At 60.9% G+C, this 26,927-nt stretch carries 28 protein-coding genes; 7 read left to right on the top strand and 21 right to left on the bottom strand.

Annotated features, from left to right (window positions below):
- Positions 1 to 110 precede the first annotated feature (110 nt).
- Positions 111 to 1,445: an aminotransferase-like domain-containing protein gene (locus ABWV42_RS14325; protein WP_353340764.1), complete on the bottom strand. Its 1,335-nt coding sequence runs from the start codon at positions 1,443 to 1,445 to the stop codon at positions 111 to 113.
- Between the two features lie 146 nt (positions 1,446 to 1,591).
- Here ABWV42_RS14325 and ABWV42_RS14320 point away from each other — a divergent pair, with 146 nt between their 5' ends.
- Entirely contained in the window at positions 1,592 to 1,822 is a 231-nt protein-coding gene (locus ABWV42_RS14320; RefSeq protein ID WP_255106423.1) for a YjiS-like domain-containing protein, read from the top strand.
- 70 nt (positions 1,823 to 1,892) lie between these two features.
- On the opposite strand, the gene ABWV42_RS14315 is transcribed toward ABWV42_RS14320, so the two are convergent.
- Both ABWV42_RS14315 and ABWV42_RS14310 read right to left on the bottom strand, forming a co-directional pair.
- The gene (locus ABWV42_RS14315) at positions 1,893 to 2,870 is read right to left on the bottom strand and encodes an SLAC1 anion channel family protein (RefSeq protein WP_353340763.1); all 978 of its coding nucleotides are present in this window, start codon (positions 2,868 to 2,870) and stop codon (positions 1,893 to 1,895) included.
- A 96-nt stretch (positions 2,871 to 2,966) separates the two neighbouring features.
- Positions 2,967 to 3,401, bottom strand: coding sequence for a PaaI family thioesterase (locus tag ABWV42_RS14310; protein WP_255106418.1), 435 nt, complete (start codon positions 3,399 to 3,401; stop codon positions 2,967 to 2,969).
- 56 nt (positions 3,402 to 3,457) lie between these two features.
- Here ABWV42_RS14310 and ABWV42_RS14305 point away from each other — a divergent pair, with 56 nt between their 5' ends.
- The 4 genes from ABWV42_RS14305 to gluQRS all read left to right on the top strand — a co-directional run bounded on the left by ABWV42_RS14305 (position 3,458) and on the right by gluQRS (position 7,428).
- Positions 3,458 to 4,246 (top strand): enoyl-CoA hydratase, encoded by a 789-nt coding sequence (locus ABWV42_RS14305; protein WP_353340762.1) that lies wholly within the window; start codon positions 3,458 to 3,460, stop codon positions 4,244 to 4,246.
- Positions 4,247 to 4,579: 333 nt separating this feature from the next.
- Positions 4,580 to 5,923: a methylenetetrahydrofolate--tRNA-(uracil(54)-C(5))-methyltransferase (FADH(2)-oxidizing) TrmFO gene (gene trmFO, locus ABWV42_RS14300; protein WP_353340761.1), complete on the top strand. Its 1,344-nt coding sequence runs from the start codon at positions 4,580 to 4,582 to the stop codon at positions 5,921 to 5,923.
- Between the two features lie 54 nt (positions 5,924 to 5,977).
- The gene (locus tag ABWV42_RS14295) at positions 5,978 to 6,589 is read left to right on the top strand and encodes a class I SAM-dependent DNA methyltransferase (protein WP_353340759.1); all 612 of its coding nucleotides are present in this window, start codon (positions 5,978 to 5,980) and stop codon (positions 6,587 to 6,589) included.
- A complete protein-coding gene (gene gluQRS / locus ABWV42_RS14290) occupies positions 6,586 to 7,428 on the top strand; it encodes a tRNA glutamyl-Q(34) synthetase GluQRS (protein ID WP_353340758.1) in 843 nt (280 codons plus the stop codon). Before ABWV42_RS14295 ends, gluQRS begins: the two co-directional genes overlap by 4 nt.
- Positions 7,429 to 7,485: 57 nt before the next feature.
- Here the strand turns inward: gluQRS and hisI are convergent, their stop codons facing one another.
- Positions 7,486 to 7,845, bottom strand: coding sequence for a phosphoribosyl-AMP cyclohydrolase (gene hisI / locus ABWV42_RS14285; RefSeq protein ID WP_353340756.1), 360 nt, complete (start codon positions 7,843 to 7,845; stop codon positions 7,486 to 7,488).
- Between the two features lie 65 nt (positions 7,846 to 7,910).
- Between hisI and ABWV42_RS14280 the strand changes: the two genes are divergently transcribed.
- On the top strand, positions 7,911 to 8,363 hold the full coding sequence (locus ABWV42_RS14280) for an iron-sulfur cluster assembly scaffold protein (protein ID WP_353340754.1): 453 nt from the start codon (positions 7,911 to 7,913) through the stop codon (positions 8,361 to 8,363).
- Between the two features lie 224 nt (positions 8,364 to 8,587).
- On the opposite strand, the gene ABWV42_RS14275 is transcribed toward ABWV42_RS14280, so the two are convergent.
- The 5 genes from ABWV42_RS14275 to sciP all read right to left on the bottom strand — a co-directional run bounded on the left by ABWV42_RS14275 (position 8,588) and on the right by sciP (position 14,324).
- Positions 8,588 to 8,710 carry a hypothetical protein gene (locus ABWV42_RS14275; RefSeq protein ID WP_255106403.1) on the bottom strand — a complete coding sequence of 41 codons (123 nt, stop codon included), beginning with the start codon at positions 8,708 to 8,710 and terminating at the stop codon, positions 8,588 to 8,590.
- 113 nt (positions 8,711 to 8,823) lie between these two features.
- Positions 8,824 to 10,914 carry an ATP-dependent DNA helicase RecG gene (recG, locus tag ABWV42_RS14270; protein ID WP_353340752.1) on the bottom strand — a complete coding sequence of 697 codons (2,091 nt, stop codon included), beginning with the start codon at positions 10,912 to 10,914 and terminating at the stop codon, positions 8,824 to 8,826.
- On the bottom strand, positions 10,911 to 13,133 hold the full coding sequence (gene ligA, locus ABWV42_RS14265; RefSeq protein WP_353340942.1) for an NAD-dependent DNA ligase LigA: 2,223 nt from the start codon (positions 13,131 to 13,133) through the stop codon (positions 10,911 to 10,913). The genes recG and ligA overlap by 4 nt, the downstream gene beginning before the upstream one ends.
- Before the next feature lie 98 nt (positions 13,134 to 13,231).
- Entirely contained in the window at positions 13,232 to 13,951 is a 720-nt protein-coding gene (gene ctrA, locus ABWV42_RS14260; protein ID WP_353340750.1) for a response regulator transcription factor CtrA, read from the bottom strand.
- 94 nt (positions 13,952 to 14,045) lie between these two features.
- Entirely contained in the window at positions 14,046 to 14,324 is a 279-nt protein-coding gene (gene sciP / locus ABWV42_RS14255; RefSeq protein WP_353340748.1) for a CtrA inhibitor SciP, read from the bottom strand.
- Positions 14,325 to 14,442: 118 nt separating this feature from the next.
- Here sciP and mnmA point away from each other — a divergent pair, with 118 nt between their 5' ends.
- The gene (gene mnmA / locus ABWV42_RS14250; protein WP_353340746.1) at positions 14,443 to 15,585 is read left to right on the top strand and encodes a tRNA 2-thiouridine(34) synthase MnmA; all 1,143 of its coding nucleotides are present in this window, start codon (positions 14,443 to 14,445) and stop codon (positions 15,583 to 15,585) included.
- Between the two features lie 45 nt (positions 15,586 to 15,630).
- Here the strand turns inward: mnmA and lpxB are convergent, their stop codons facing one another.
- The 12 genes from lpxB to frr all read right to left on the bottom strand — a co-directional run bounded on the left by lpxB (position 15,631) and on the right by frr (position 26,917).
- Positions 15,631 to 16,794, bottom strand: coding sequence for a lipid-A-disaccharide synthase (gene lpxB, locus ABWV42_RS14245; protein ID WP_353340745.1), 1,164 nt, complete (start codon positions 16,792 to 16,794; stop codon positions 15,631 to 15,633).
- The gene (locus ABWV42_RS14240) at positions 16,794 to 17,597 is read right to left on the bottom strand and encodes an LpxI family protein (protein ID WP_353340744.1); all 804 of its coding nucleotides are present in this window, start codon (positions 17,595 to 17,597) and stop codon (positions 16,794 to 16,796) included. Before ABWV42_RS14240 ends, lpxB begins: the two co-directional genes overlap by 1 nt.
- Positions 17,598 to 17,610: 13 nt before the next feature.
- Positions 17,611 to 18,408 (bottom strand): acyl-ACP--UDP-N-acetylglucosamine O-acyltransferase, encoded by a 798-nt coding sequence (gene lpxA / locus ABWV42_RS14235; protein ID WP_353340743.1) that lies wholly within the window; start codon positions 18,406 to 18,408, stop codon positions 17,611 to 17,613.
- A 6-nt stretch (positions 18,409 to 18,414) separates the two neighbouring features.
- The gene (fabZ, locus tag ABWV42_RS14230; RefSeq protein ID WP_255106381.1) at positions 18,415 to 18,879 is read right to left on the bottom strand and encodes a 3-hydroxyacyl-ACP dehydratase FabZ; all 465 of its coding nucleotides are present in this window, start codon (positions 18,877 to 18,879) and stop codon (positions 18,415 to 18,417) included.
- A 78-nt stretch (positions 18,880 to 18,957) separates the two neighbouring features.
- The gene (locus ABWV42_RS14225) at positions 18,958 to 19,518 is read right to left on the bottom strand and encodes an OmpH/Skp family outer membrane protein (RefSeq protein ID WP_353340742.1); all 561 of its coding nucleotides are present in this window, start codon (positions 19,516 to 19,518) and stop codon (positions 18,958 to 18,960) included.
- A gap of 12 nt (positions 19,519 to 19,530) precedes the next feature.
- Positions 19,531 to 21,885, bottom strand: a complete 2,355-nt coding sequence (gene bamA / locus ABWV42_RS14220) for an outer membrane protein assembly factor BamA (protein ID WP_353340741.1) — start codon at positions 21,883 to 21,885, stop codon at positions 19,531 to 19,533.
- A 178-nt stretch (positions 21,886 to 22,063) separates the two neighbouring features.
- Positions 22,064 to 22,198 (bottom strand): hypothetical protein, encoded by a 135-nt coding sequence (locus ABWV42_RS14215; RefSeq protein WP_255106373.1) that lies wholly within the window; start codon positions 22,196 to 22,198, stop codon positions 22,064 to 22,066.
- A gap of 110 nt (positions 22,199 to 22,308) precedes the next feature.
- Entirely contained in the window at positions 22,309 to 23,661 is a 1,353-nt protein-coding gene (gene rseP / locus ABWV42_RS14210) for an RIP metalloprotease RseP (RefSeq protein WP_353340740.1), read from the bottom strand.
- 13 nt (positions 23,662 to 23,674) lie between these two features.
- The gene (dxr, locus tag ABWV42_RS14205) at positions 23,675 to 24,850 is read right to left on the bottom strand and encodes a 1-deoxy-D-xylulose-5-phosphate reductoisomerase (RefSeq protein WP_353340739.1); all 1,176 of its coding nucleotides are present in this window, start codon (positions 24,848 to 24,850) and stop codon (positions 23,675 to 23,677) included.
- Positions 24,850 to 25,611 (bottom strand): phosphatidate cytidylyltransferase, encoded by a 762-nt coding sequence (locus ABWV42_RS14200; RefSeq protein ID WP_353340738.1) that lies wholly within the window; start codon positions 25,609 to 25,611, stop codon positions 24,850 to 24,852. Before ABWV42_RS14200 ends, dxr begins: the two co-directional genes overlap by 1 nt.
- Positions 25,608 to 26,333, bottom strand: coding sequence for an undecaprenyl pyrophosphate synthase (gene uppS, locus ABWV42_RS14195; protein ID WP_353340737.1), 726 nt, complete (start codon positions 26,331 to 26,333; stop codon positions 25,608 to 25,610). Before uppS ends, ABWV42_RS14200 begins: the two co-directional genes overlap by 4 nt.
- Before the next feature lie 23 nt (positions 26,334 to 26,356).
- Positions 26,357 to 26,917: a ribosome recycling factor gene (gene frr / locus ABWV42_RS14190; protein ID WP_255106358.1), complete on the bottom strand. Its 561-nt coding sequence runs from the start codon at positions 26,915 to 26,917 to the stop codon at positions 26,357 to 26,359.
- Positions 26,918 to 26,927: the final 10 nt, after the last annotated feature.

The following is a 26,927-nucleotide window of genomic DNA, read 5'->3' as shown; positions in this document are numbered from 1 at the left end:
CGAAATTCGATGGGCGGGTTATAAAGGTGTCACAAACACAGTCAAGCGCACTTTTTCCGAATTAAACTCTATAAAACAACATGTTACAAATTAGGTATTATTTTACCCCATCAAAAATCCGCATCCAGGGGCGGTTTTGACAGGATATCGGACAGTTTTCGCATCGCGACCTCGAACTCGCGGTCGGCAATATCAGGATTAAGGCCGATCCGCACGGCATTTGGCACCGGTCCATCCGGCAATGCAAACTCGTCGGCGGGCTTGATTCCGATGCCCTCGTTGCCACAGGCCAGCATGAAGGTGGAACAGCGCCAGCCACGCGGCAGCCTGATCCAGATGAAGGGAACATCCGGCCGCCACTGCACGTCCCAATGGCCCAGAATATTCAACGCCAGCTGCACCCTTTTGCGCACACGGTCTTCGACGGTTTGACGGATAGTTTCGGCCTGGCCGCTGTTGATAAGTTCGGCGCAGATATCCAGCATCGGCAGGGGCAGCCCGTAAAAGGACGATTGAGACACCTGCTGCGCGGCCCCCTCCTGCCCCTTGGCGCAGACCACAAAGCCAAAGCGCATCGCCGCAGAGACGGATTTCGTGAGCGACGACACGTACCACGCCCGTTCGGGACAGATTGCCCGGTAGGCTGGCAGCTCGGGCCGCGTCACCGTGTGGCAATCATCCTCGATGATCTGCAACTGGTAGCGGCGGGCCACCTCTGCAATCTCGCGACGGCGCTCAAGCGTGGTGCGCAGGGTCGTCGGGCTGTGGGTTTCCGCAGCGGTCAACAAGACCTGCCCCCCGTGCTGGCGCAGAATCTCTTCCAGCTTGTCCGGTCTCAGCCCCTCGGCATCCATCGGCACGCCGATGACCTGCGCCCGCAAAAGACGGGCCGCGTGGCGCACGCCGGGAAAGGCCAGTTCCTCGGTCAGGATGATCGGGTTCGCCCCGTGCAGACAGGCTTGCAAGGTCAGGATCACGGTGTGTTGCGCCCCAAGCCCCAGCACCACCTCGTCTTCGTTGAAGCGGCCCACGCGATCCTGACCGATCCAGCGCACAACCGCCTGACGCGCCGCCACATCCTTGAGCGGCGTCGGACAGTCGATATAGCCCATGCCGCCCTCTGCCCCCAGCTTACGCATGATCCCCTGAATAATGCTGTCCTGCCCGACGTCGGGCACCCGAATGCCGCGCAGGTTCAAATCGTCGCTCGCCATGTGGGCCACGAGCGACACCTCTTCCGGCACCTCCTCGCGCTTGCCGGACGACACAAAGGTGCCGCGCCCGACCGTTGTCTCAAGCAACCCTTCCTCGACCGCGAGCTTATAGGCACGCGCAACGGTTCCAGGGGTGATGCCAAGCTTCCAGGCCAGTTCCCGCACCGGCGGGAGCTTTTCACCGGGGGCCATTTCGCCAGACCGCACCGCCGCGCGGAGGGATTGTACCAATACAATATACTTAGATTCGGACGATTTTTCGAAATCTGGCGGCCAAATTGTATCAGTCACAATGTTTTCCTGTCTTTCCGATCGGCACAATTGTATCAAATACCTACTCTAAGTCGCAAATTGTATCAATACAAAAGGAGTTCCCAATGGTACAGACGGCAAACAACAGCATTCAGCTGATCTCATTCGTGCAGGACCACCCTCTTCCGGTCATCGCTCGCTGGGCTCTGGCCTTTGCTGTGCTCGTCACCAAGTGGGACCGACGCGCACGCACTCGCAGGGCCTTGGCCCGCCTCGAGGCGGCGCGTCTCCAGGATATCGGCATCAGCCTGGAAGAGGCGAAAGCCGAAGCCGCCAAGAGATTCTGGCGCGCCTGACCCCGTTGGACGCCAGCACTCAGGCCGGGACACGTCCCGGCCTTTTTTGTTGGTCGCGTTGGTGAACGACTTATTCCGGCACGCAGATTTCGTTGCGCAGGATGGCCAGACAGGTCCGATAGACCAGCCCGGCCATGATCGCGATCAGAACCAGGAGGATCACAAGGCCAATCATCTCATGCGCCGCCGATCCGGTCATGCGCGCGAATGAGAACGACGCAATGCTAAGCGCCGCCACGGGGAAGCTCAGCGCCCACCACGGCAGGGCAAAGGGCAACTTGGCCAGTTTGGGCACCTGCACAAGGATCAGGATCGCAAACAGATAGCCCGCATTCAGAAGGATACGGGCAAAGGGATCGACCTGCCCCGTCAGGTTCACGTAAGCCGAAAACGCCACGGCGGGCGGCGCGATCAGGATCACCAGCGTCGGATAGAGCTTGCCGGGGATCGGATTGTGAAAGATCAGGCGGTTGAACACCAGTGTCAGCAGGATCACCCAGAAAATCACCCCGGTCGAAAAGAACAGCCAGGAAATCTCGATATAGCCAAGGCGTGCCCCGGCGATGGGAGCCACGACATTGCCCACCGCAGGAATGAACCACGCCGGCGTCAGCTGCCCGACTTCAAAGCTGCGGTGACTGATCCAGCCCGAGATCACGGCAACGGTCAGAACACCCTGCAACGCCGCGCCGATCAGCCACAGACCACGCGCCGCCTCGGGCGCATGGGCCAGAAGTGCGGTGGCCATCAACAGCATGGAAATCGAAATCGCAGGGAAAAAGGCCAACCGCACGGGATGGTTCCACTCTGCCTGCACCGCTGCCGGATATTTGAAGAACTTGGCGATATAGAAAACCGCGATCACCGTGAAGATCACGATCCCGGCCCACATGATCACCTGCGATGCGCCTGCCAGAACGGGATAAGCCTCGGCCCCTGCATGCAGCGCAAGAGTCAGCCCCATGATCCCCATCACCACGGCGAAAAACGGCACGGGAAAATGCTTGAGCTTTGGTTCGGCGCTATTGGGGTCAATCGTTTCGGTCACGGGCCTTTGATCCTTCTGTTTTCTCTTCACACCTGCCCGAAGACAGGAAGAGTCGCGCTGACATATATCAATTACAGAATATCAACGCCATGCCCATCAAAGCGCCCCCTTGCCCGCGGGCGGAATAGAATAGGTCATGGTGGAGCGCGCAACCGGCTGGTCCATGCCTTCCGAGTAGATGAGGATATCCGTCACCGACAGGGTCTTGCCCAGTTTCAGAAGAGATGCACGGGCGATCAGGTCAACACCCGCCGCCGGTTTGCGCATGAAATCCATCGAACACCCGGTTGTCACCGCGAGCGCCTCTTTGCCCACCATGCCCATGGTTGCCACATAGGCTGCAACATCCGCCAGACCGAACATCGACGGCCCCGAAACCGTGCCACCAGGGCGCAAATGCCGATCCTGTACCATCAGGCGCATGACACAGCCCGTCTCGGTCAGTTCCTCCACCCGGAAATCATCCTGAACCTGCGGGAACACCTCTGCCAGGTAGCTGTTCATCTCCTCGACCGTGAATTTCACGCCCATGCTTTTCTCCTGTGATTTTGATCGCTAGGGTTGCCGCAAAGTCATGGGAGGACAAGATGGCAATTCTCGAACGTCGCGACGTAAACGCCGTGGCACATCTGCATATGAACGCGCCCGAGCGCCTGAACGCGCTTTCCGACGAAATGCTGGCCGCGCTTCAGTCCGAGTTCGACGCTCTGAAAGACGACCGCAGCGTGCGCGCCATCGTACTGTCCGGTGCTGGCAAAGCCTTCTGCGCCGGCCACGACCTCAAGCAGATGACCGCCGGTCGCCAGTCCGAAGACGGCGGCAAGGCCTATTTCAAGGATCTGTTCGACCGCTGCGCCCGCATGATGCTGACGGTTCAGTCCCTGCCGCAACCGGTGATCGCCAAGGTCCACGGCATCGCCACTGCCGCCGGCTGCCAATTGGTCGCGACCTGTGACATGGCCGTCGCCGCCGAAGGCACGCGGTTTGGCGTGAATGGCGTAAATATCGGCCTGTTCTGCTCGACCCCGATGGTGGCCCTGTCGCGCAACATCCACCGCAAGAAAGCCTTTGAAATGCTGACCACCGGTCAGTTTCTGGATGCAAGCGAAGCCGAGGCCCAGGGCCTTGTGAACAGGGTTGTGCCGTATGACCAGCTCGATCAGGCAGCCACAGAGCTTGCCGAAGCCGTTGCCGGAAAACTGGGCGCGGCCGTGCGGGTTGGCAAACAGGCCTTTTACCAGCAGGCCACAATGTCCACCGCAGAGGCCTATGCCTATACCGGTGATGTCATGGTCGAGAACATGCTTTACCGCGATACCGAGGAAGGAATCAGCGCCTTCCTTGAAAAACGCCCCCCGAACTGGCAGCAGGACTGATCCGTTTCCGTCTGGAAAACGGTGTTTTTCCAGAAGGTTGTTTGGGGATTTCGATGTTCTGCGCCACACTATCCCTGCGCGAGCTTCTCGTGCCTTCGGGTGTGCGCCCTTCCTTCTGCCCGGAATCACGCGGCCGCACCCGGCGACGGGTGGCCGTCCCGATACCACCCAAGGGCCACCCGCTTCGCCTTACCAAGGCGCGCGCCTTCCCGTGCGCGCTGCGGGAGGTGCGGATCTGCCACGAAACCAACTGACCTACCTCGTCTCGTCCAGACCGCGCCTTCGCGCGCTTCCCCCTTTCCAAATCCGCCCTCCTGCCCTATGTCCCGCTGCATGGCACAGACATTGCATATCATCGGCGGCGGAATGGCCGGATCGGAAGCGGCGTGGCAAGCGGCGCATATGGGCGTAGACGTGGTTATTCACGAGATGCGTCCCCAAGTGGAAACCTTTGCGCACCGCACCGGCAACCTTGCCGAGATGGTCTGCTCCAACTCCTTCCGCTCGGACGACGACGAACAGAACGCCGTTGGCCTGTTGCATTGGGAAATGCGCGCCGCCAACGGGCTGATCATGGGCATGGCCGACAAGCACCGCCTGCCCGCAGGTGGCGCCCTCGCGGTTGATCGCGATCCCTTCTCCGAAAGCGTCACCAAGGCGCTGACCGACCTACCCAACGTGCGTGTCGAATACGGCGAGATTTCCGAACTGCCGGAAGATGGCCACTGGATCATCGCCACCGGACCGCTGACCTCGGCCGGTCTGGGGGCCGCGATCCAGAAGGAAACCGGCGCCGACCACCTCGCGTTCTTCGATGCCATCGCCCCCATCGTCTATGCCGAAAGCATCGACATGGACGTCGCATGGCTACAATCGCGCTATGACAAGGGCGACACCGAGGAAGAGCAAAAGGCCTATCTCAACTGCCCGATGACCAAGGACCAGTACGAGGCCTTCATTGATGCTCTGCTGGCCGCCGACAAGACCGAATTCCACGAAGGCGAAACCGCCGGCTACTTTGACGGCTGCCTTCCGATCGAGGTGATGGCCGAACGCGGCCGCGAGACCCTGCGCCACGGGCCAATGAAACCGGTCGGCCTGACCAACGCCCACAAACCCGACGAAAAAGCCTATGCAGTGGTTCAACTTCGCCGGGATAACGCACTGGGAACGCTCTATAATATCGTCGGCTTCCAGACCAAGATGAAATACGGCGCGCAGACCGAGGTATTCAAGATGATCCCCGGTCTCGAGAACGCCTCTTTCGCGCGTCTCGGCGGTATTCACCGCAACACCTTTATCAATTCACCAACGCTTCTGGACGATCAGATGCGTCTCAAGTCGCGCCCGAACATCCGTTTCGCGGGCCAGATCACCGGCGTCGAAGGCTATGTCGAAAGCGCCGCGATGGGCCTTCTGGCGGGCCGCCTCGCCGCCGCCGAAATCCTCGGCAAACCGCTTGAGACCGCGCCGCTCAACACCGCGATGGGGGCTCTGGTACACCACATCACCGGCGGGGCCGAGGCCAAGACCTTCCAGCCCATGAACGTCAACTTCGGCCTGTTCCAGCCGGTTGATGGCCTCAAGGGCGGCCGTCGTGGCCGCAAGGACCGCTACAAGGCCTATACCGACCGCGCCAAGACCGATTGGCAGGCATGGCTCGACGCCCAAGCCTAAACACGGCAGACAAAACGCTGGACGCCTTTTCCCCCATGCGGTTAGCTTGATCGCATGGGAGATACCTTCATCGACAAGATCTACCGCGGCGACGCCCCCGAGGACGTTGCCGCCCTCTACGCCGCCTGGGCCGCCACCTACGAGGCTGAAATTCGGGACAACGGCTATGCCACGCCAGACCGCTGCGCCAGGGCCCTTCTGCGCTACAAGGCTGACACCACAGCGCCGGTGCTGGACTACGGATGCGGCACGGGCCTCTCGGGCCTCGCCCTGCGCATGGCCGGTTTTGAGACGCTCGACGGCGTCGACATCTCGCCGGAAATGCTCGCCCGGGCCGAGGCCAAAGACATCTATCGCAGCCTAACCCAAATCTCACCGGACACTGGTTTCGACCGGATCGCAGAGTATGAAACCGTGGCCGCCATCGGCCTGCTCGGCCCCGGCGGTGCCCCCGCCGGGGTTCTCGACACCCTGATCTCCGGCCTTGCGCGTGGTGCGAAGCTCGTGTTCTCGCTGAACGACCATGCCATTGCCGAGAAAACCTACGAGGGCCGCCTAAGCGAGCATATGGACTATGGGGGCATCCGTCTGCTAATGCGGGACTACGGGCCACACCTGCCCGCTCAGAACCTAAAGTCCTACATTTATGTCATTGAAAAGGCATGACATTCACAAGCCGCTTCGCCCCATCCCCAACCGGCCCCCTGCACCTCGGACACGCCTATTCCGCGATTGTCGCGCATGACATGGCGCGCGCATCAGGTGGCCGGTTCCTCTTGCGCATCGACGATCTCGACCAGTCCCGCGCCCGGCCCCATTGGGAACAGCAGATCTACGACGATCTAACTTGGCTTGGCCTCACATGGGACGGCCCCGTGCGCCGCCAGTCAGACCATTTCGCTGAGTACGAAGCGACGATCGCACAGCTCGCCGCACAGGGTCTCACCTTCACCTGTCAGTGCAGCCGCCGCGACATCGAGGCCGCGGCAAACGCCCCGCAGGAAGGCGTGCCGGAATTCGGCCCCGACGGGCGCATCTACCCCGGAACCTGCCGGCACCGCGCCCTGCCCGCCTCAGACGCAACCTGCACGCGTCTCGACATGACCAGGGCCTGCATCAGGGGCCTGCCCGCTGCCTTCACGGAAACCGGCCCCGCGCACCGCGGCCAACACGCGCTGTCGCAACAGGATCTGGAAACCACCATCGGCGATGTTGTTCTGGCGCGCCGCAACATGGCGGCCTCCTACCATCTTGCCGTGGTGCTGGACGACGCGGCCACCGGTGTCACCCACGCGGTGCGCGGCGAAGACCTGTTCGACGCCACCCGCATCCACGTTCTCCTGCAAAACCTTCTCGGCCTGCCCACGCCCACCTATCACCACCACGCCCTTGTGCGCGACGACAGCGGCAAACGCCTTGCCAAACGCGATGACGCACGCGCCATTGCCAAATATCGTGAAGAGGGCGCGACGCCTGCCGACGTGCGCGCCCTTGTCGGGCTCTAGGCCCCTTTTCTTCTTGGATCAAATACCCGCGCCGCAGGCATGGCCCGCAAGGGCCATTCACCCCATCGGCTTCATCAGTTCAACTTCTTCGCCATCCCGAACGGCGGTATAGAAACAGGTGCGGCGGTTGGTGTGACAGGCCGCGCCGGTCTGGCTCACCATCACGAGGATACAGTCCTGATCACAGTCGAACCGGAAATCCACAAGCTCCTGCACGTGACCCGAGGTCTCGCCCTTGATCCAGAACGACTGGCGCGAGCGAGACCAATAGGTCACCTTGCCAGTCTCTAGCGTCTTGGCCACGGCCTCAGCGTTCATCCAGGCCATCATCAGGATTTCGCCGCTGGTGGCATCCTGGGCAATGGCCGGGATCAGGCCCGCTTCGTTGTATGTGAGGGATTTGGGATCGAATGCCATGTCGAATTCCTTTGCATCTGTGCTTAACGCCTCTATCTAGGAAAGACACGGCAAAGGGAACAGCCATGTCTGGTGAAAACGACCTCATCAAACTCTACTCCGGGCGCATTCTGGCGCTGGCGGCAGAAATGCCGCATACCAAACGCCTCGACGCACCGGATGCCACGGTCAAAAAGCGGTCCCCCCTGTGCGGCTCGACCGTCACGGTGGATGTGGTTCTTGAAGACGGTCGCATCGCCGACTTCGCACAGGACGTCAAAGCCTGCGCCCTTGGACAGGCGGCGGCTTCGGTTGTGGGCAGCAACGTGATTGGCCGCTCGCTTGCGGACATCCACGCGGCGCGCGACGCGCTCAAGGTCATGCTCAAAGAGGACGGCCCGACACCCCCGGCGCCATTTGACGAGCTTGAAGTGCTGCGCCCTGCGCGGGACTACAAGAACCGGCACGCGTCGATCATGCTGGCGCTTGATGCCACGGCCGAGGCCATGGAACAGGCCGCTCAGGCAAGCTGCGCCTGAAAACTACGCCTGACCACGCCCCCGAGACCTGACCAAAAAAAACGCCGCACTTCCGGGACAGGAAGGCGGCGCAGGAAAAGTGCGTTCCCGTGAGGGACCCGGTTGGCAAGAAGGGGGAAAGAGGCATTCCCTTCAGTGACTTGGGACAGGCAGTGTCAGTCTCAGCGCATCAAAAAGTGGGACAGGATGCGAGGTTGAACCGGCACAGGAACGCGGCAGAAAACTCAGGCAATGCCGGGCACGTGCAAAGCCACCAGCATCATGACAATCAAGGCAACGCCCCCGATCGCATCCTGGATCAGGGTGCTACGGGAATTGCGGATCACGGTCTTGATCTGGGTCATCATCTTGGCGGCTCCTGCTCAGCTTTATCAGCATTTGTTGCTTATTTGTTCTCATATGATTCAGATTCTGTAAAGAACTTTTTGAGAACATTTGCGAACAAAGTGGAACGTTTCGCCTAACCCACTGTAATCAAACGGATCGCCTGATCCTGTTCCATCAGCCACAAAAGAACACGCGCCGCCTGCCCGCGCGGCGACTCGAGCGTAGGGTCATCCGACAACAGTTTGCGCGCATCGCTTTGCGCCACCGCCATCAGGGCCGCCTGCCCCTCGAGATCGGCAATCCGGAACCGCGGCACTCCCGATTGCGCCGTACCGATCAGATCACCTGCGCCGCGCATTTCCAGATCGGTTTGCGCGATCTGGAACCCGTCTTCGCTCTCACGCAGCGTGGTCAGGCGCTTTTCACCGTTCTCGCTCAGCGGGGCCTGATACATCAGCAAACATGTCGACGCCTGCGAGCCCCGCCCCACGCGCCCGCGCAGTTGGTGCAGCTGCGCGAGACCAAAGATTTCCGCCCGTTCGATCACCATGATCGTCGCGTTGGGCACATCCACGCCCACCTCGATGACCGTGGTGGCGACCAGAACGCTTGTGTCACCCTTCTGAAACGCCGCCATTGCCGCGTCTTTCTCGGCCGGGGGCATCTGACCGTGCACAAGCCCCACAACACCTTCACCCAAGGCCGCCCGCAGGTGTTTGAATCGCTCCTCTGCCGCCGCCAGATCGACGCTTTCGCTTTCATCCACGAGGGGGCACACCCAATAGGCCTGTTTGCCCTCGGACACCGCCTTGCGCAGGTGGCCCACCACCTCGCCCATCCGCGAGGTCGACACCAGCGCCGTCTTGATCGGCTGGCGTCCCGGGGGCTTTTCATCAAGGATCGACACATCCATATCGCCGTATTGCGCCAGCGCCAGCGACCGCGGGATCGGCGTCGCGGTCATCACCAGAACATCCGCCCCCTCGCCTTTCTTGCCCAGTTCCAGCCGTTGCCGCACGCCGAACCGGTGCTGTTCGTCGATGATCGCAAGGCGCAGATCGGCAAACTGCACGTCCTGCTGGAACACCGCATGGGTGCCGACAAGGATATGAATATCGCCACGCGCCAGCGCCTCGAGCTTGAGCCGCCGCTCCTTGCCCTTGTCGCGGCCGGTTAGGATCTCGATCACCACCCCGGCGCTTTCGGCCAGCGGCTTAAGCCCTTCCATATGCTGGCGCGCCAGAATCTCGGTCGGGGCCATCATAACCGCCTGCCCCCCCGCTTCGACAGCAACCAGCATCGCCATCAGCGCCACCAGCGTCTTGCCTGCCCCCACATCGCCCTGCAACAGGCGGTTCATGCGCAAAGGCGTGGCCATATCGGCGGTGATTTCCTCAATCGCCCGATGCTGTGCCCCCGTCGGGCGATAGGGCAGCGCCTTCAGCACCCTGCCCTGTAGCCGCCCATTGGCCTCGCTGATGATCCCCTTGGCCCTTTGCAGACGCGACCGCGCCAGGGCCAGCGTCACCTGATGGGCGAAAAACTCGTCATAGGCCAGCCGCTCCCGCGCGGGCGACGTCGCCGCCAGATCCTTGAGCCCTTCCGGCGCATGGGCTGCCGTGATGGCCTCGTGCCAATCGGGCCATTTGGCCTGCGCCTTCTGGCCCGGATCAATCCATTCCTCCAACTCCGGCACCCGCGCCAAAACCGACTGCGCCGCCTTTGTCATCGTGCGCAGGGTCACCCCAGAGGTGAGCGCATAAACCGGCTCATAGGCCGGGATCTCGGCGGCCTCCTCTGGCGGCAGGATATGTTCGGGATGCACCATCTGCGGCACCCCATCGAACAGCTCAACACGCCCCGAAACCAACCGCCGGCTGCCCTCTGGCAACACCCGTTTGAGGTAGTCGCCCTTGGCATGGAAGAACACCAGCTGGAACGCCGTGCGCCCATCCTCGACGGTGATCCTGTAGGCACCGCCACGGTTGCGGGCGGGCCGATGGCTGCCCACAAGCACCTCAACGGTGACAACATCCGGCAGGGTGACATCCAGCACGCTTTCGCGCCGCTGACGATCCACACCGGAATAAGGCAGCGAAAACAACAGGTCACGCGGCTTTTCTATCGCGATCTGCGCCATGTGCTGCGCGGTCTTGGGGCCAACCCCGTCCAGCGTGGTCAGCTCCGCAAAAAGCGGAAACAGGATTTCCGGACGTCCGCTCATAGCCCTTCGATCAGCGCCAGCCAGGCATCTTCGTCGATTGTCTCGACACCAAGATCAGCCGCCTTCTTGGCCTTCGATCCCGCGCCCGGCCCCGCCACCAGAAGATCGGTCTTGCCCGACACCGAGCCCGAAACCTTGGCCCCAAGGGATTCCGCCCGCGCCTTCGCCTCGTCGCGCGTCATTTTCTCAAGCTTGCCGGTGAAGACCACGGTTTTCCCGGCCACCGGGCTTTCCTTGGTTGGTGCCGCCGGAGCTTCGATCTCAAGCTCGGCAACCAGCGCATCAATCGCCGCCCGCTCGTGTTCGTTCGCCATCGCATCCGACAGCGACATGCCCACGGTCGCCCCGATCCCGTCGATCCCCGTCAGGTCGTCCCAGGCCGCGGCGGCACCTGACGGTACCTCCTGAGAGGCAATCGCCCTGTCGCGGGTTTCCTTGATCCGCGCCCGCCGGCCCTCGGCGGCTGCCGCGATGCGCTCGCGATCCTCGGCTTCATCCGCCGCGCGATGGGCAAGCGCCGCGGGACGCGCTGCATCCACCGCCTCCGCAAGGGCGGGCCAGCCCCCGAAATGCAACGCCAGATCCTTGGCCGCCACTTCGCCAACATGGCGGATCCCAAGGGCAAAGATCATGCGCCCCATCGCGATCCGGCGCTTCTCGGTGATCGCCGCGAACAGGTTCGTTGCACTTTGATCACCCCAGCCATGGCGGTTCTTGAGCTTGGTCAGATTGCCGCCATCCCGCGTCTCAAGCCGGAAAATATCAACCGGCGTGCGGATCGGCAGGTCTTCGTCGTCATAGAACATCTCGATTTGCTTGGCGCCAAGCCCTTCAATGTCAAAGGCCTTTCGAGAGACGAAATGTTTTATCTTTTCAACGGCCTGCGCGGGACATATCAAGCCGCCCGTACAGCGGCGCACCGCATCACCTTCTTCGCGCACCGCCTTTGATCCGCATTCCGGGCATTCCGTGGGAAAGGCATAAGGCACAGAATCCTCGGGGCGTTTGCCAAGGTCCACATCTGCAACTTTCGGGATCACATCGCCTGCGCGATACACCTGCACCCAGTCACCGATGCGAATATCCTTGCCGCCGCGAATTTCCGCGCCCTTGCTGTCGCGGCCCTGGATGTAATCCTCATTATGCAGGGTGGCATTCGACACCACGACCCCGCCCACCGTGACCGGCGTCAGGCGGGCCACGGGGCTCAACGCACCGGTGCGTCCGACCTGGATGTCGATGGCTTCCAGCCGGGTCCAGGCAAGTTCCGCCGGGAACTTGTGCGCCACGGCCCAACGCGGTGTGGTGGCGCGGAAGCCAAGGCGCGATTGCAGATCAAGGCGGTTCACCTTGTAGACCACGCCATCAATGTCATACCCCAGCGTCGCGCGCTGTTCCTCGATCTTTCGATAGTGCGCGATCAGGGCCTGCGGCCCATCACATACGGCCGTCAAATCATTGATAACAAAACCAAAGTCACGCAACCTCTCGATCGCGCCCATCTGCGTTTCGGCCAGTGGCGCAGACAACTCGCCCCAGGCATAGGCAAAAAACCGCAGCGGACGCGCGCGGGTGATTTTGGAATCCAGCTGCCGCAAACTGCCGGCAGCGGCGTTGCGCGGGTTGGCAAAGGGTTTCTCGCCCGCTTCGGCCTGCCGGGCATTCAAGGCCTCGAAATCGGCGTGGCTCATATAGACTTCGCCACGCACCTCAAGAACGTCCGGTGCGCCGGCAATCTGTTGCGGGATGTCGGCAATGGTGCGGGCGTTCTCGGTCACGTTTTCACCGGTCTCGCCGTCACCACGGGTCGCCGCATGTTGCAACACGCCCCCCTCATAGCGCAGCGACAGGCTCAACCCGTCGATCTTGGGCTCTGCGGTGAAGTCGAGCGCACCGCTCTCCATCCCGAGGTAACGCCGGATGCGATCGGCAAAATCGCTGACGTCCGAATCCTCAAAGGCATTGCCAAGCGAGAGCATCGGCACCGCGTGGGTGATCTTGCCAAAGCCTTCGGCCGGGGCCGCGCCCACCCTGTCGCTGGGGCTGTCGGCGCGTTTGAGATCGGGAAAACCCGCCTCGATATCGGCATTGCGCCGCTTGAGACGGTCATACTCGGCATCCGACATCTCCGGCGCGTCTTCGCCGTGATAGGCGGTGTTCGCACGACCAAGCAGCGCGGCCAGCCGTTCAAGCTCGGCCCGCGCCTCTTCCGGCGTCATTTTGGAAATCTCGATCTCGGCGCTCACCTGCGGTCTCCCCTGTCACTTTCTCCAAGTGATATGCGGGAGACCGCGAGAGGTCCAGAACCGATGATGCGTCAGGCGCGCAGGGCGACGCGCTGTTCGCGTGTGTTTTCAACCGGGGCCGGATCACGCAGCACATAGCCACGGCCCCAGACGGTTTCGATATAGGTTTCACCGCCCGTCGCCTCACTCAGCTTTTTGCGGAGTTTGCAGATGAAGACGTCGATGATCTTCAGTTCCGGCTCGTCCATGCCGCCGTAAAGGTGGTTTAGGAACATCTCCTTGGTCAGCGTCGTGCCCTTGCGCAGGCTCAGCAGTTCGAGCATCTGGTATTCCTTGCCGGTCAGATGCACCTGTTCGCCCTCAACCTCGACTGTCTTGGCATCAAGGTTCACCGCCACCTTGCCAGTGCGGATGATCGACTGGGAATGGCCTTTGGAGCGGCGGATAATGGCATGGATGCGCGCCACCAGCTCCTCGCGATGGAACGGCTTGGTCAGATAATCATCCGCGCCGAACCCGAATCCCTTGAGCTTGCTTTCGGTGTCATCCGCCCCCGACAGGATCAGGATCGGCGTCTCGATCCGCGCAAGGCGCAGCTGGCGCAACACCTCGTGGCCGTTCATGTCGGGCAGCCCGAGATCCAGCAAGATCAGATCATAGTCATAGAGCTTTGCAAGATCGACGCCCTCTTCTCCAAGGTCCGTCGCGTAGACATTTAGGTTTGCATGGGTCAGCATCATCTCGATGCTTTTCGAAGTGGCCGGATCATCCTCTACCAGCAGGACACGCATGGCAAACTCCTCGCATAAATCATTTCGATGCGCACCAACCTGAACAAGAATGGTTAATCGCGCGTTACTAATGTGGAATCTTTATCAACTCTCCTTAAAGTTGTCTATATTTTTGCAGCAACGTGGCCTTGAGCGCCTCCACCCCATGCTCGCGCACCGCCCCGACCCATTGCTCAAACTCTTCCTCGCTCAACCCATAGCGGGCCAGCGCTTCGGCCTTGGTAATCAGGCCATAAGCCACACCGCGCACCACGGCCGCCTTGCGCGACGCAACCCACCTGCGCGTGTCAGGCGGCGGCAAATCCGCCTGCGACATGATCCGCCCGTCCGCCAAAGTCACGGTGCGCGGCCCCTCGATCTTGCGTAAGTACATCCCAAACCCTCACTTTCGCTCCATGCTGGCGAAACGGGCTTAACGGGAAATGAAACTGCCTCTTGAGAGTAGGTAAGATTTTCCTATATTCTCGACGACTTCTGAACGGAGAGTCGCCATGGCGCTTGATCAAGACCCACAACTGAACTCGCTCGGCTTTGCCAAGCCCCCATCCGAAACCCGCGTGGTTGTTGCCATGTCGGGCGGTGTGGATTCTTCGGTCGTGGCGGCCAAGTTGGCCGACGAAGGCTATGACGTGGTGGGCGTGACCCTCCAGCTTTACGATCACGGCGCGGCGCTGGCCAAGAAAGGCGCCTGCTGTGCCGGCATCGACATTCACGACGCCCGCCGCGTGGCCGAGGAAAAGGGATTTCCGCATTATGTCCTCGACTACGAGAACATCTTTCAGGACGCGGTGATCGACGAATTCGCCGACAGCTACCTGGCCGGTGCAACCCCGGTGCCCTGCATCCGCTGCAATGAACGGGTGAAGTTCAAGGATCTCCTGGAAACCGCCAAGGACCTTGATGCCGATTGCATGGCCACCGGCCACTATATCCAGCGCAAGATGGGTGCAAACGGCGCGGAACTGCACTCGGCCGCAGATGCGCGCCGCGACCAGTCGTATTTCCTGTTCTCCACCACGCCGGAACAGCTTGATTACCTGCGCTTCCCGCTGGGGCACCTGCCCAACAAGGATGCGACCCGCGCCCTTGCGGCGGAATACGGCCTTGCCGTCGCCGACAAGCCCGACAGCCAGGACATCTGTTTCGTGCCCAACGGCGACTATGCCAGCGTGATCGAGAAACTGCGCCCCGGCGCGGCGGAACCGGGCGAGATCGTTGATCACACCGGCAAGGTTCTGGGCACCCACGAAGGCGTCATCCACTACACCATCGGCCAGCGGCGCGGCCTTGGCATCGGCGGCCTGTCCGAACCGCTCTACGTGGTGAAACTGGATGTTGATACCAAACAGGTTGTGGTCGGCCCGAAAGAAATGCTCGCGACGCGCATCGTTCCGGTGCGGGAAATCAATTGGCTGGGCGACGAACCCTTCGAGAGCCGCGAGGCATGGCATCTGTCGGTCAAGGTACGCTCGACCCGCCCCCCGCGCGAAGCGATCATCCGCCCCACCGGGCCGGACACCGCCGAGGTGGAACTCCTGACGCCCGAGGAAGGCATCTCTCCCGGTCAGGCCTGCGTCTTCTATGACACCGAGAGCAGTCGCATTTTCGGTGGTGGCTGGATCTGGAAAGGCTGAAAATCTTCTCGAAGATTTTCCATCGGTAAATCCTTCAAGAAGGATTTACCCGCGGTCCCGTACACCATCCAGAACCGCCCGTGCCGCCCGCAATCCGGGGCGTTCCGCGCCACGTCCGATACGTTGCATCGTGACATCCATCGGCCCTGCCTGCGCCGAAGGGTCTTTCAGAACCTGCAATACCGCGGGCGCAATGTCCTCTGGCTTGAAGGCAGGGCCAAGAAACTCGGGAATATCGCGCGTTTCGGATACGAGGTTCACAAGCGTCACCGTATCAATCAGCGCCGCGCGGCTCATGATCTGCCAACTCAGCCAGCTCATGTCATAGGCAATCACCATGGGCGTCGCATTGGCGGCCAGTTCAAGCGAGACTGTCCCGGACGCGGCCAATGCGACGTCCGCCGCCCTAAAGGCCGCGCGCTTGGCTGTCAGCGCCGCATCGGTGGGCATACCATTAGAATCAAGGATGATCGGCGCCACGGCCCAATCCGCCGCTTTTTCCCTGACAAGCCCCGCAACAGGGGCCGCCGCAGGCAGAACAACGCGCAGATCAGGTGTCTCTGCCACAAGCCGCGCAACCACCTCGCCAAAACCGGGCATCAACCTGCCGACCTCGCCACGCCTTGAACCGGGCAGCACCAGCAGCAAGGGCGCATCACCAATGCCGTGCTCCGCGCGAAAGGCGGCCACCTCATCGTCACTTGCGACAGGCTCGGCCACCACCGGATGCCCCACGAAATCACAGCGCATGCCTTCGGCTTCCATGTAGGGTGGCTCGAACGGCAAGAGCGCCAGAACCTGATCGATCACCCGCGCCATCTTGGCCGCCCGCTTCGGCCGCCACGCCCAGACCGAAGGCGCAACATAATGCACCGTTCGGATATCGCTTGCGGCTTTCACTTCCTTGGCGACACGCAGACAGAAATCGGGGCTGTCGATGGTGATCAACACATCGGGCTTGGCCGCCAGCACCGCCTCGGCGGTCTGGTGCATCCTGCGTTTCAGGTGGCGATACTTGGGCAGCACCTCGGCAATACCCATGACGCTCAACTCGTCCATCGGGAACAGGCTTTGCAACCCCTGCGCCTGCATCAGGGGGCCGCCGACGCCTTCAAAAGTGACACCCGGCACCAGTTCCCTCAAGCCCTCCATCAGGGCCCCGCCCAGCCTGTCGCCAGACAATTCCCCGGCGATCAGGAAGAACTTCATCACAGCACCTGCGCAAAAAGGAACAGGCCGGTCTCCTCAAGGGCCGCGCGGGTGTCCTCGGGCTGCAGCACCAGCACCTTGCCCGCCGAGACAACAATCCCGTCAAGGCCCGCCGCCGCCGCGTTGCGCACGGTCTGCGGACCCACGGCCGGCATATCGACCCGCAGGTCCTGCCCGCGCTTTGGGGCCTTGACCAGCACACCGCCGATGCCACGCCGCAAATGCGCCGGTGTTTCCCCGACAAAGCGCAACAGGGCATCGGTGCCCTGCAAGGTCTCGATCCCCAGACAGAGTCCACCGGCAACAACCGCCCCCTGCCCGACATCCAGCGGCGACAGGGCCAGAAGGATGTCCGTGGCCTTGGCCGCATCCGCAAGCTGCGCCTCGCCCGGCTGAGGCCCGCCATAAAGCCCCTCCGGCACTGCCAACTCGGCCAGTACCTCATGCGCGCCAACCACCTTCATGCCGCGTTCCTCGAACAGCGAGACATAGAAGCGCAACACCGCATCGTCGCCGCTTTGAAACGCGCCTTGCAGCTTGGGCAGCAAGGACAGGGTCAGCGGGTCAAAGTCGGCCGGGTTGAACTGCGGACGCGCCATTGCGCCGGCGAAAATCACCTGATCCACACCTTCGCCAAGAAGGTCATCGAACAACACGCCCAGCTTGGCGACATTGTGGGTGCGCAGCGGCGCGGCCATGTCATGCGCCACGCCTTCAAAGACAACGCGCAGCGCATCCGGCCGCGCGTTGGACAGCATGACAGGCAATGCGCCCGCCCCTGCAATAATCGCCAGTTTGCCCATGAGCTATCCTGTCTTAACCCGGTGTCAGGAACGAACGGTCGGTGTCGCCAAGGACGAAGTCGACAATCTCCTGCACATAGTCGCTGTCAAACTCGTCTCCCATGCGCTTGGCGCGCTCCTGGAAGGCACCTTCGCCCTGCGCCATCATCTGGAACGCCGCCCGCAGCGCAGTGATGTCCGCACGGCTTACACCGCGGCGCTTGAGCCCCACGAGGTTCAAACCGTCCAGCTTGCCGCGTGGCCCCTGGACGAGGCCATAGGGGATCACGTCATTGGTCACCATCGACACCGCACCAATGATCGCGCCCTTGCCGATGCGCACCCACTGGTGGATGCCCGACAGGCCGCCGATGATCACGTCGTCCTCGATCACGCAGTGCCCGGCCACGGCCGAGGAGTTCACCACGATCACACGGTCACCGATAATGGCGTCATGGGCAATGTGACAGCCCGCCATGAACAGCCCGTCATCGCCGATCTTGGTCACCCCGCCACCGCCTTCGGTGCCCGAGTTCATCGTTACGTGCTCGCGAATGCGGTTGCGCTCGCCAATCTCAAGGCGCGATGCCTCGCCCTTGAACTTGAGGTCCTGCGGGATCTCACCAATGACAGCAAAGGGGAACACCACCGTGTCCTTGCCAATCTCGGTGTGTCCGGTCACGACCACATGCGATTTGAGCACCACACCCTCGTGCAACACAACATCGGCACCCACCACGCAGAACGGGCCAACTTCGCTGCCCGCCGCGATCACGGCACCCTCTTCGATCACGGCAGAGGGGTGAACCCTGGCCTCTTCGGAAATCGCCATCTGGGATTACTCCTTGGGCAGGTCCATCATCGCGGTGAATTCGGTCTCGCAGGCCATCTCGCCGTCAACCGTGGCCACACCCTGGAACTTCCAGACCTTGCCACCTGGCTTGCCACGCACGGTGGTCAGCTTCATTTCGAGACGATCCCCCGGCACCACCATGCGGCGGAATTTGCATTTGTCGATCGACATGAAATAAACCAGCAGTTCCTTGTCAGCCATGTCCAGCGCCACGCCCACCATCACGGCGGCGGTCTGGGCCATCGCCTCGGCGATGGTCACACCTGGCATGATCGGCTTGCCCGGGAAGTGCCCCTGGAAGTGGGGTTCGTTCATGGTGACGTTCTTGATGCCGGTGGCCGAGCTGTAGCCGTCAATGTCCACGACCTTGTCGACCAGCAGGAAAGGATAACGATGTGGAATGATCCGCTGGATCAGGTCAATATCGGCGGTCTGCAGGGTCTCGGACATCTGTCCCTCCTTTAAGAGAGTATCTTGTTGTTCTGGTTGGCTTAGCCCTAACAATCCACGCCGGTTTCGGCAAGCAGATCACGGATTTTCAAGAAGATCCCGACCATCTCCAAGCGCCGCATCCAGTCGCTCGATGGCACGATCCGTAATGTCGATGGCATTGCTCGAGATGAGAACCGTCCGACGCTCAATCAGGATTTCCGCCCGCATCTCCCGCATCAGCTCGGTCAAAACCGGCTGGGCGGCCTGGAAAAAGAGGGCGCGCTGGTCGTCACGGGTTTCCGCAATCGCCCGAGCCTTGCCGTCCTGCTGAACCCGAATGCCCTGAACACGTTCGTCGAAGGCATCCGCAACCGCCCGAAACTCACCCGGCTCCATATCGGCTCGCAACTCGGTCAGGCGCTTCTCTTCCGCTTCCAGTTCGGCTTCGATCTTGCGATTTTCCGCAAGAAGCACCGACTGCTCGGCCTCGATGTCCTGCGTCACGCGCATGCCAAAGGCCGACTCCACAAACATGCGATCCGAGTCCACGGTCAGGATCGGCGTCGCCCGCGGCGTTCCGAACGACTGGGCAGAAACGGAAACGGCGGCACTCACGAACATGAGCGCCACCGCCAAGGTCTTTGCAAATCGCAGCATCAAATCGACCGATCAGAATTGAGCATTGATCGAGAAGTTGAAACTCTGATCCTGGTCAAAGGCCTCTTTTTGCAGTGCCTTTGTGAAGTCGAACCGAAGCGGGCCAATCTGAGTATCCCACAGCAGCGAGAAACCGATGACATGCCTCAGAGTAAAGTCATCGTACAGCACAGATCCAACTGCGGAGGTCTGACCAGATCCCCAGACCGAACCGACATCATAGAACAGGCCTCCGCGGATGCCATATTCTTCCGGAAGCCCCAAAGGAAATTCCGTTTCGAACCGCGCCACGGCAAAGTAACGGCCACCAATGGCATCATCCAGAGTTCCGCCATCGTTTTCACGAGGTCCGATACCGAAAGGTTCGAAACCGCGCATTTGGGTCGGCCCAAGGAAGAAACGGTCCGTCACGCGGCTATCGTCATCGGGCGTGTGAAGCATACCGGCATCAAAGCTGACACGAACACCAACTTCTTCGCGCAGGATTTTTGCTTCGGCCACGGCACGCAAGGTTGTGGAGATGAATTTAAAGTCCCCGCCAACGCCGCCGAAATCCTGGCTCAAGTTCAGATACACGCCGCGATTGACGTCCAAACCTTTGTTCCGTGTATCGTATACATACGAATACCCGAACGAGCTTTTGACCTTGTCTCCCTGCGAGGCTTCATTGTTGACAATCGAACCCGGATTGACCGTCGCGTCACCAACCTCCAGCCCTACCTTCTGAGCCGTGTAGTTCAAACGCAGTCGGCCGAATTCGCTCACTGGGAATTCCAGAACCGGCTTGAAGGTCGAAACATCACTTGACCAACGATTTTGATCAGCTTCGTTTTCACGGATAGACAAGTCAAATCCGAACCCAAGGTCCCGGCCAAGGAAACGCGGCTCATAGAAACGGAACGCATAGTCACGGATGTCGGACGTCGTCGAAAACGAAACGTCTACGCGCTGACCGCGACCAAGAAAGTTCTGTTCAGAAAACTGAACGGCAAGACCGACGCCGCTGTTTGTCGAATAAGAACCACCTACGCCCAAAGACCCAGTGGGCTGTTCCACAACGTCCACGTCAACGACGACCTGATCAGGTGTCGAGCCTTCGCGCGCGTTGACCTCGGCTGTTTCGAAATAACCCAAGGCACGAATACGTTCAGCACTCTCGCGAATTTCACGTGCGTTGAAAGGATCACCTTCCGCAATTCTAAATCGGCTTCGAATGACGCGGTCGAGCGTTGTGGTGTTGCCTTCAATGTCGATCCGCTCAACAAAAATGCGAGGACCGCGTTCGATCACAAATTCGACGTCCAGGGATAGATCGCGCTCATTGCGGGTGATCCTGGGGTCGACGCGCAGGAAATCGCGCCCATTGCGAATGGCCAGACGCTCCATGCGCGCGATCGAATTTTCCACCAACAAAGGCGTGTAGATGACCCCCGGCTTGATCTTCAACGACTTCAGATACTCGTCGGCATCCACCCCATCAACATCACTCGTCGCGGTAATTTCCCCAAAGGTGAATTGCTGACCTTCCTGTACGTTGAAGGTCAGGAAATAGGCATCCCGATCGCGCGCCAGTTCCGCATTAACGCCCGTGATGCGAAAATCGACAAAGCCGCGCGAAAGATAGAAGTCACGCAAAACCTGCTTGTCGAATTCGATGCGATCTTCAACGAATGTATCGCTTCGGATCAACGCACGAAGAATTCCTGCCTGCTTGGACGACAGAACCCGGCGAAGACGCCGATCCGAATATGCCTTGTTACCCACAAAACCAATTCGGGCAACTTCGGTCACTCCGCCTTCAAAAATCTCGAACACAAGGTCCGCACGATTGTCACGCAGACGAATGATACGTGGCGTGACACGTGCAGCGACACGCCCCGATTGATTGTAGGCATCAGCAATACGCGCGGCATCACGCTCCGCGATTTCAGGGTTCAACACATGGCGCGGCTTGGACTCAAGAAGCGAAGTCAGCGCGTCATCCTTGAGACGTTGGTTGCCTTCGATGCTCACGCGGTTGATGGTCGGGTATTCGACAACGCGGATACGCAGAAGATTGCCGCGCGGCTCCAGTTCGACGCTTTCGAACAGGCCGCTGGCAAGAATGCGTTGGTAGCCTTCGTTCAGAGCGCCGGGACTAATCGATTTGCCCCGTTCGATTCCCGCGTAGTTCAGGATCGCGGCAGATTCGATACGTTCGTTGCCGGTCACATCGATCCGCGTAAACCGATATTCCTGAGCGTTTGCCACCAGTGGCAAAGCCAAGAAAATCGCTGAAACAAAAAGAAAAACAGCAAGATGAAACTTACGAAGCCACGTGGTTTCAACCGCGATGGCCCGAGCGGCAGCTCGATTATGATTTGTCATACCCCAAATCCTGCAGACATATCCCAGTTGAGAAGTGACTAACGGGTCTGGGGCGCGATGTCAAAATGGCATTGCGCGCCAAGGTCGGAACTTGTTGCGGCGTCAAAAGGATAAGGTCCGCAAGGCGGGGAAACCTGCGGACCTCAAGGGGACGGAAAATAAGGGACGTAAGCCCTGATCAGAGAAGACCAAGCGAGCCGAGATAGGCTGCGACCATGAGACCCGCCAAAATCGCAAACGGGAACAGCATACGGTCCCAGTTGATGTCGATCAGCAATCCCAGTGCGCGGTAGCCTTGTGCAATCGTTTGCATGGTTCTTGTCCAGTACAGGTAACTTCAGGAACGAAGCTAAGAACCAAATGGGGCAAGAATGGGGCAGATTGATGGAACCTCCATGACCCGCCCCGTCATGGTGACCATTGTTAGGGGCAGCCGATCGTGTCGTTGAACAGACCGAACAGCATCATGGACAGAACGATGAAAAGACCCATCGTCATCAGCACCTGAACGATTCTGTCACTGGGCGGACGTCCGGCAACCGCCTCGTAGGCATAGAAAACCAGGTGCCCGCCATCCAGCATCGGGATCGGGAACAGGTTCAACATTCCGATCGCCGCAGACAGCACGCCGATAAAGAAGATAAAGTCGACCAGCCCCTGGCTTGCCATCGCCCCCGATGTTTCCGCGATACCAACGGGTCCGGACAGGTTACAGGTCGAAATCTGGCCGGTGATCATGTGGTAAAGCCCTGATACCGAACCGGAAATGATCTCTCCGGTCTTGGCCACGCCGCCCCAGACCGCCATGCCGAAAGGCAGGGCTTCGGTTGCAGGCATAAAGGCCTCGCCACCGCCAATGCCGATCCGCCAATAGGTCTTGAACCCGCCGCCCTGTTGCGGCTCATCCACCCGACGCGGCACCAGCGTGAACTCCAGCGCCTCGCCTTCGCGCCACACATCCAGCAACAACGGCTTGCCTTCACCGCTTTCCACGGCGTCTTTCAACTGCGAAAACCCGACGATCTTCTCACCGTCAATCGCGGTGATCACGTCGCCGGCTTCCAGGCCCGAGTCAAACGCCGCCGAACGCGGCACAACCCGCCCGACGATGGCCGGATAGAAATACGGACCCTCGACTTCGATCTCGCGCCCGTCACGGTTCACGCCATAAAGAATCGGGCTTTCCAGCGGCAGGTCTTCCCAGAGGGAATTCAACGCCGCCCCGTCATCATCACCCTGCGGCAGGCGAATACCGCCCACCGAAAGGATTTCGTCACCCACCTGCAATTCGCCCGCAGGCGGCGGCAGATCGCGCAGCTCGCCGACGATCAGGCGGTCGCCCACCTGCCCCTGGCTCAGGAACACGGCTGCAAAGATCACGGTCGACAGGATGAAATTGAACACCGGACCGGCCGCGACAGTGGCCGTGCGCGCCCACAGGGGCGCCCCGTGCATCGTGTGGCGGCGCTCTTCGTCAGACAGGCCCTGCATCGCGCTCGCATCCTTGCCCGACGCGGCATTCGCATCGCCCTTGAACTTGACGTAGCCACCAAGCGGAATCGCGGCGATCTGCCAGCGCGTGCCGTGCTTGTCGTGACGCGACCACAGAACCGGACCAAAGCCGATGGAAAACACGTCCGCGCCGATCCCCGACCAGCGGCCAACGATGTAATGGCCGTATTCGTGGATCGCCACGATCACCGAAAGCGCGATCACAAAGGCGATCAGCACCCAGAAGATGTTTCCAAAACCGGCAATCAGTCCAAAGATATCCACGTTTCGCTCTGCCCTATTTGTTCTGCCATTCGCGCATGACGTCATCCGCCACCTGCCGCGCGAGATGGTCTGTTTCCGAGACGGTATCAAGGGTCATTTCGGCATTATTATGGCGTGGATCGGATGACATTCGCGCGAGAACCTCCTCGACAACCTCTGCCATTTGCAGGAATCCGATGCGTCCCTCGAGGAACCCGTCCAGCGCCCGTTCCTTGGCTGCATTGAACACCGCACCGTTCAGACCGCCCGCCTCAAGCACCTCGTGCGCAAGCCGCAGGGCCGGATAGCGCACCGGATCGGGCGCGCGGAAGGTGAACTGTCCGATGCGGGCCAGATCAAGCCGCTCCACCGGCAGGGTCTGCCGTTCGGGCCAATGCAGGGCATAGCCGATGGCATGGCGCATATCGGGCGGGCCAACATGGGCCATCAAGGCCCCGTCGTTGAAACCGACAAGCGCATGGATCATCGATTCCGGATGCACGAGCACCTCGATCATCTCGTGCGAGCAACCAAAGAACTCCTTGGTTTCAATGACTTCCAACGCTTTGTTGAACATGCTGGCGCTGTCGATGGTGATCCGCTGCCCCATGTTCCAGTTCGGGTGGCTCGAGGCCTGCGCCGGCGTGGCACGCGCCATGTCTTCAAGGCTCCAATCGCGGAACGCCCCGCCACTGGCGGTGATGATGATCCGTTCGACCGCGTCGAAATCTTCGCCCACCAGCCCCTGGAACACCGCCGAATGTTCACTGTCCACCGGCAGGATACGGGCGTCATGCGTCTTGGCCGTGCCCATGATCAGCGGCCCCGCCGTCACCAACGATTCCTTGTTGGCAAGCGCCAGCGTCGCCCCCTGCTCGAGCGCCCGCAGACCCGGCCTCAACCCTGCCGCGCCGACGATGGCCGACATCACCCAGTCGGCGGGCCGGTCCGCGGCCTCGGCAATCGCTTCGCCGCCTGCGGCCGCTTCGACACCACTGCCCTCCAGCGCCGCACGCAGGTCCGGCAACAGCGCGTCATGCGCCGTTACCGCCACATCCGCCTCAAGGCGACGGGCGTCCTCGGCCAGCTGCGCAATGTTGCGCCCGCCGGTCAGGGCGACCACGTCATAGCTTTCGGGATCGCGCGCGATCAGGTCGATGGTGTTCTGCCCGATCGAGCCCGTCGCCCCGAAAATCGAAACTTTCCGCATTACGGCAATCCTACCAATGCCCCGATCACGACCACCAGAAGCGCCGCCCCCATCATCCCGTCAAACCGGTCCAGCAGACCGCCGTGGCCGGGAATGAGGTTGGAACTGTCCTTGACCCCTGTCCGGCGCTTGATCGCGCTCTCGGCGGCATCGCCCATCTGTGAACAGAAAGACGCCGCAAGGCTCAAGGCAATCACCGCAGGTCCGCCGAAAAAGGCGCCAACGATGCCCGCAGCCACCCAGCCACCAGCCGTGCCCGACCATGTTTTCTTGGGCGACACCTTGGGCCAGAACTTCGGGCCACCAACGACCCGCCCCACGAAATAGCCCGCAACATCCGTGGCGACCACCACGAGGATCAGCCAGACAACCCAGTCGATGCCGAACTTGTTGCGCAAAAGGGTGATACCAAAGCAGGCCAGCATCAGCCCCGCCGCATAGGCCCCGTAAATCCAGCGATCCTTGGCTATCTGCGAGGCCCCGACAATGGCAGGCGCAACCAGAACCGGCAGAACCGCCTCACCCGGCAGAAACCCGGCCAGCACGATGGCCGCCGCCGTCAGCGCCCCCATCGACACCCGCAACGCGGTCTGCTCGGGGGCAATCATCCGCCCCAGTTCCCAGATCATGCCGCCACCAACAGCCGCCACAACCAGCGTGAACCAGATACCGCCAAGCCAAAGGCCAACGGCCCCGACGGCCAGCATCACGATCGCCGAAACGATCCGCGCGCGCAGGTCTCCCCACTTGCCGTCACTCATGCCTTGACCCCGCCATAGCGCCGTTCGCGGCTGCCATAAGAGGACACCAGCTTGTGGAACACGTCCTTGGTAAAATCGGGCCACAGCGTGTCGATGAACTCGTATTCGGCATAGGCCGACTGCCACAATAGAAAGTTCGAGATTCGCGCTTCGCCGCTGGTCCGGATCACAAGGTCCGGATCGGGCAGCACGCAGGTATCAAGGTACTTCGGCAGCGTCTCTTCATCGACATCTTCCGGCTTCAACCGGCCATCGGCCACATCCTGTGCCAGACGCTGGGTGGCGCGGGCCACCTCGTCGCGGCCGCCATAGTTCAGCGCGATGGTCAGGTTCGTGCCCGTGCAATGCGAGGTCAGCTCTTCGGCCTCATCCATCAAGGAACGCAGTTTTTCATCCAGCCGGACACGGTCGCCAATAAAGCGCACACGCACATTCTGGCGCACGAAATCCTGCATTTCCTTCATGATGTAACGACGGAACAGGCTCATCAGACCGGCCACTTCGGTCTGGGTCCGTTTCCAGTTCTCCGTCGAAAAAGCGAATATCGTCAGATACTTGACGCCATTCTCGGGGCAGGCCTCAACGATCTCGCGCACCCGGCGCGCACCGGCATGGTGCCCGAAAAGCCGTGGCCGCCCGCGCGACTGCGCCCAGCGACCATTGCCATCCATGATGATTGCAACGTGACGGGGACCCGCCGCGCCAATGTCTTTGGCTCCCACGTCTCGGTTCCTTCCTGAAAGGCTCAAACCTGCATGATTTCGGCTTGCTTGGTTTCAAGCGCACCATCGACGTTCTTGATGTATTTGTCGGTCAGCTCCTGAACCTCGGCTTCCCAGAGCTTCATGTCGTCTTCCGACATGTTGTCCTTGCCCTTCTTGATCTGATCCATGCCGTCACGACGGATGTTACGGATCGAAACGCGGGCGCTTTCGGCATACTGGGCGGCAACGCGGGCCAGTTCGGCGCGGCGCTCTTCGTTCAGTTCCGGGATCGGCAGCATCACGATGGTGCCGTTGGTCTGCGGGTTGATGCCCAGACCCGAATTCATGATCGCCTTCTCAACCGCGCTGACCAGCGACTTGTCCCAGACATTGATTGTCACCATGCGCGGCTCGGGCACGTTGACGGTGCCCACCTGGTTGATCGGCGTGCGCTGGCCATAGGCTTCCACGGTGACCGGCTCCAGGATCGACGCAGAAGCGCGGCCCGTCCGCAACGAGGCGAATTCGGTTTTCAGGGCGCTCATCGCACCTTCCATGCGGCGGTTCAGATCGTCGGTATCAAGTTCAAATTCTTCAGACATCGTATTGCTC

The sequence above is a fragment of the Pelagimonas sp. KU-00592-HH genome, from assembly GCF_040369695.1.
GTDB lineage: Bacteria > Pseudomonadota > Alphaproteobacteria > Rhodobacterales > Rhodobacteraceae > Shimia.
This window is presented reverse-complemented; position numbering and strand designations above follow the sequence as displayed.

What these genes read in the sequence shown, in the direction of transcription:
- ABWV42_RS14320 (WP_255106423.1), top strand. Translation starts at nt 1,592, where the DNA reads ATGGTACAGACGGCAAACAACAGCATTCAGCTGATCTCATTCGTGCAG.
- ABWV42_RS14310 (WP_255106418.1), bottom strand. Translation starts at nt 3,401, where the DNA reads ATGGGCGTGAAATTCACGGTCGAGGAGATGAACAGCTACCTGGCAGAG.
- ABWV42_RS14305 (WP_353340762.1), top strand. Translation starts at nt 3,458, where the DNA reads ATGGCAATTCTCGAACGTCGCGACGTAAACGCCGTGGCACATCTGCAT.
- trmFO (WP_353340761.1), top strand. Translation starts at nt 4,580, where the DNA reads ATGGCACAGACATTGCATATCATCGGCGGCGGAATGGCCGGATCGGAA.
- ABWV42_RS14295 (WP_353340759.1), top strand. Translation starts at nt 5,978, where the DNA reads ATGGGAGATACCTTCATCGACAAGATCTACCGCGGCGACGCCCCCGAG.
- gluQRS (WP_353340758.1), top strand. Translation starts at nt 6,586, where the DNA reads ATGACATTCACAAGCCGCTTCGCCCCATCCCCAACCGGCCCCCTGCAC.
- hisI (WP_353340756.1), bottom strand. Translation starts at nt 7,845, where the DNA reads ATGGCATTCGATCCCAAATCCCTCACATACAACGAAGCGGGCCTGATC.
- ABWV42_RS14280 (WP_353340754.1), top strand. Translation starts at nt 7,911, where the DNA reads ATGTCTGGTGAAAACGACCTCATCAAACTCTACTCCGGGCGCATTCTG.
- ABWV42_RS14275 (WP_255106403.1), bottom strand. Translation starts at nt 8,710, where the DNA reads ATGATGACCCAGATCAAGACCGTGATCCGCAATTCCCGTAGCACCCTG.
- recG (WP_353340752.1), bottom strand. Translation starts at nt 10,914, where the DNA reads ATGAGCGGACGTCCGGAAATCCTGTTTCCGCTTTTTGCGGAGCTGACC.
- ligA (WP_353340942.1), bottom strand. Translation starts at nt 13,133, where the DNA reads ATGACGCCGGAAGAGGCGCGGGCCGAGCTTGAACGGCTGGCCGCGCTG.
- ctrA (WP_353340750.1), bottom strand. Translation starts at nt 13,951, where the DNA reads ATGCGTGTCCTGCTGGTAGAGGATGATCCGGCCACTTCGAAAAGCATC.
- sciP (WP_353340748.1), bottom strand. Translation starts at nt 14,324, where the DNA reads ATGTACTTACGCAAGATCGAGGGGCCGCGCACCGTGACTTTGGCGGAC.
- mnmA (WP_353340746.1), top strand. Translation starts at nt 14,443, where the DNA reads ATGGCGCTTGATCAAGACCCACAACTGAACTCGCTCGGCTTTGCCAAG.
- lpxB (WP_353340745.1), bottom strand. Translation starts at nt 16,794, where the DNA reads ATGAAGTTCTTCCTGATCGCCGGGGAATTGTCTGGCGACAGGCTGGGC.
- ABWV42_RS14240 (WP_353340744.1), bottom strand. Translation starts at nt 17,597, where the DNA reads ATGGGCAAACTGGCGATTATTGCAGGGGCGGGCGCATTGCCTGTCATG.
- lpxA (WP_353340743.1), bottom strand. Translation starts at nt 18,408, where the DNA reads ATGGCGATTTCCGAAGAGGCCAGGGTTCACCCCTCTGCCGTGATCGAA.
- fabZ (WP_255106381.1), bottom strand. Translation starts at nt 18,879, where the DNA reads ATGTCCGAGACCCTGCAGACCGCCGATATTGACCTGATCCAGCGGATC.
- ABWV42_RS14225 (WP_353340742.1), bottom strand. Translation starts at nt 19,518, where the DNA reads ATGCTGCGATTTGCAAAGACCTTGGCGGTGGCGCTCATGTTCGTGAGT.
- bamA (WP_353340741.1), bottom strand. Translation starts at nt 21,885, where the DNA reads ATGACAAATCATAATCGAGCTGCCGCTCGGGCCATCGCGGTTGAAACC.
- ABWV42_RS14215 (WP_255106373.1), bottom strand. Translation starts at nt 22,198, where the DNA reads ATGCAAACGATTGCACAAGGCTACCGCGCACTGGGATTGCTGATCGAC.
- dxr (WP_353340739.1), bottom strand. Translation starts at nt 24,850, where the DNA reads ATGCGGAAAGTTTCGATTTTCGGGGCGACGGGCTCGATCGGGCAGAAC.
- ABWV42_RS14200 (WP_353340738.1), bottom strand. Translation starts at nt 25,611, where the DNA reads ATGAGTGACGGCAAGTGGGGAGACCTGCGCGCGCGGATCGTTTCGGCG.
- frr (WP_255106358.1), bottom strand. Translation starts at nt 26,917, where the DNA reads ATGTCTGAAGAATTTGAACTTGATACCGACGATCTGAACCGCCGCATG.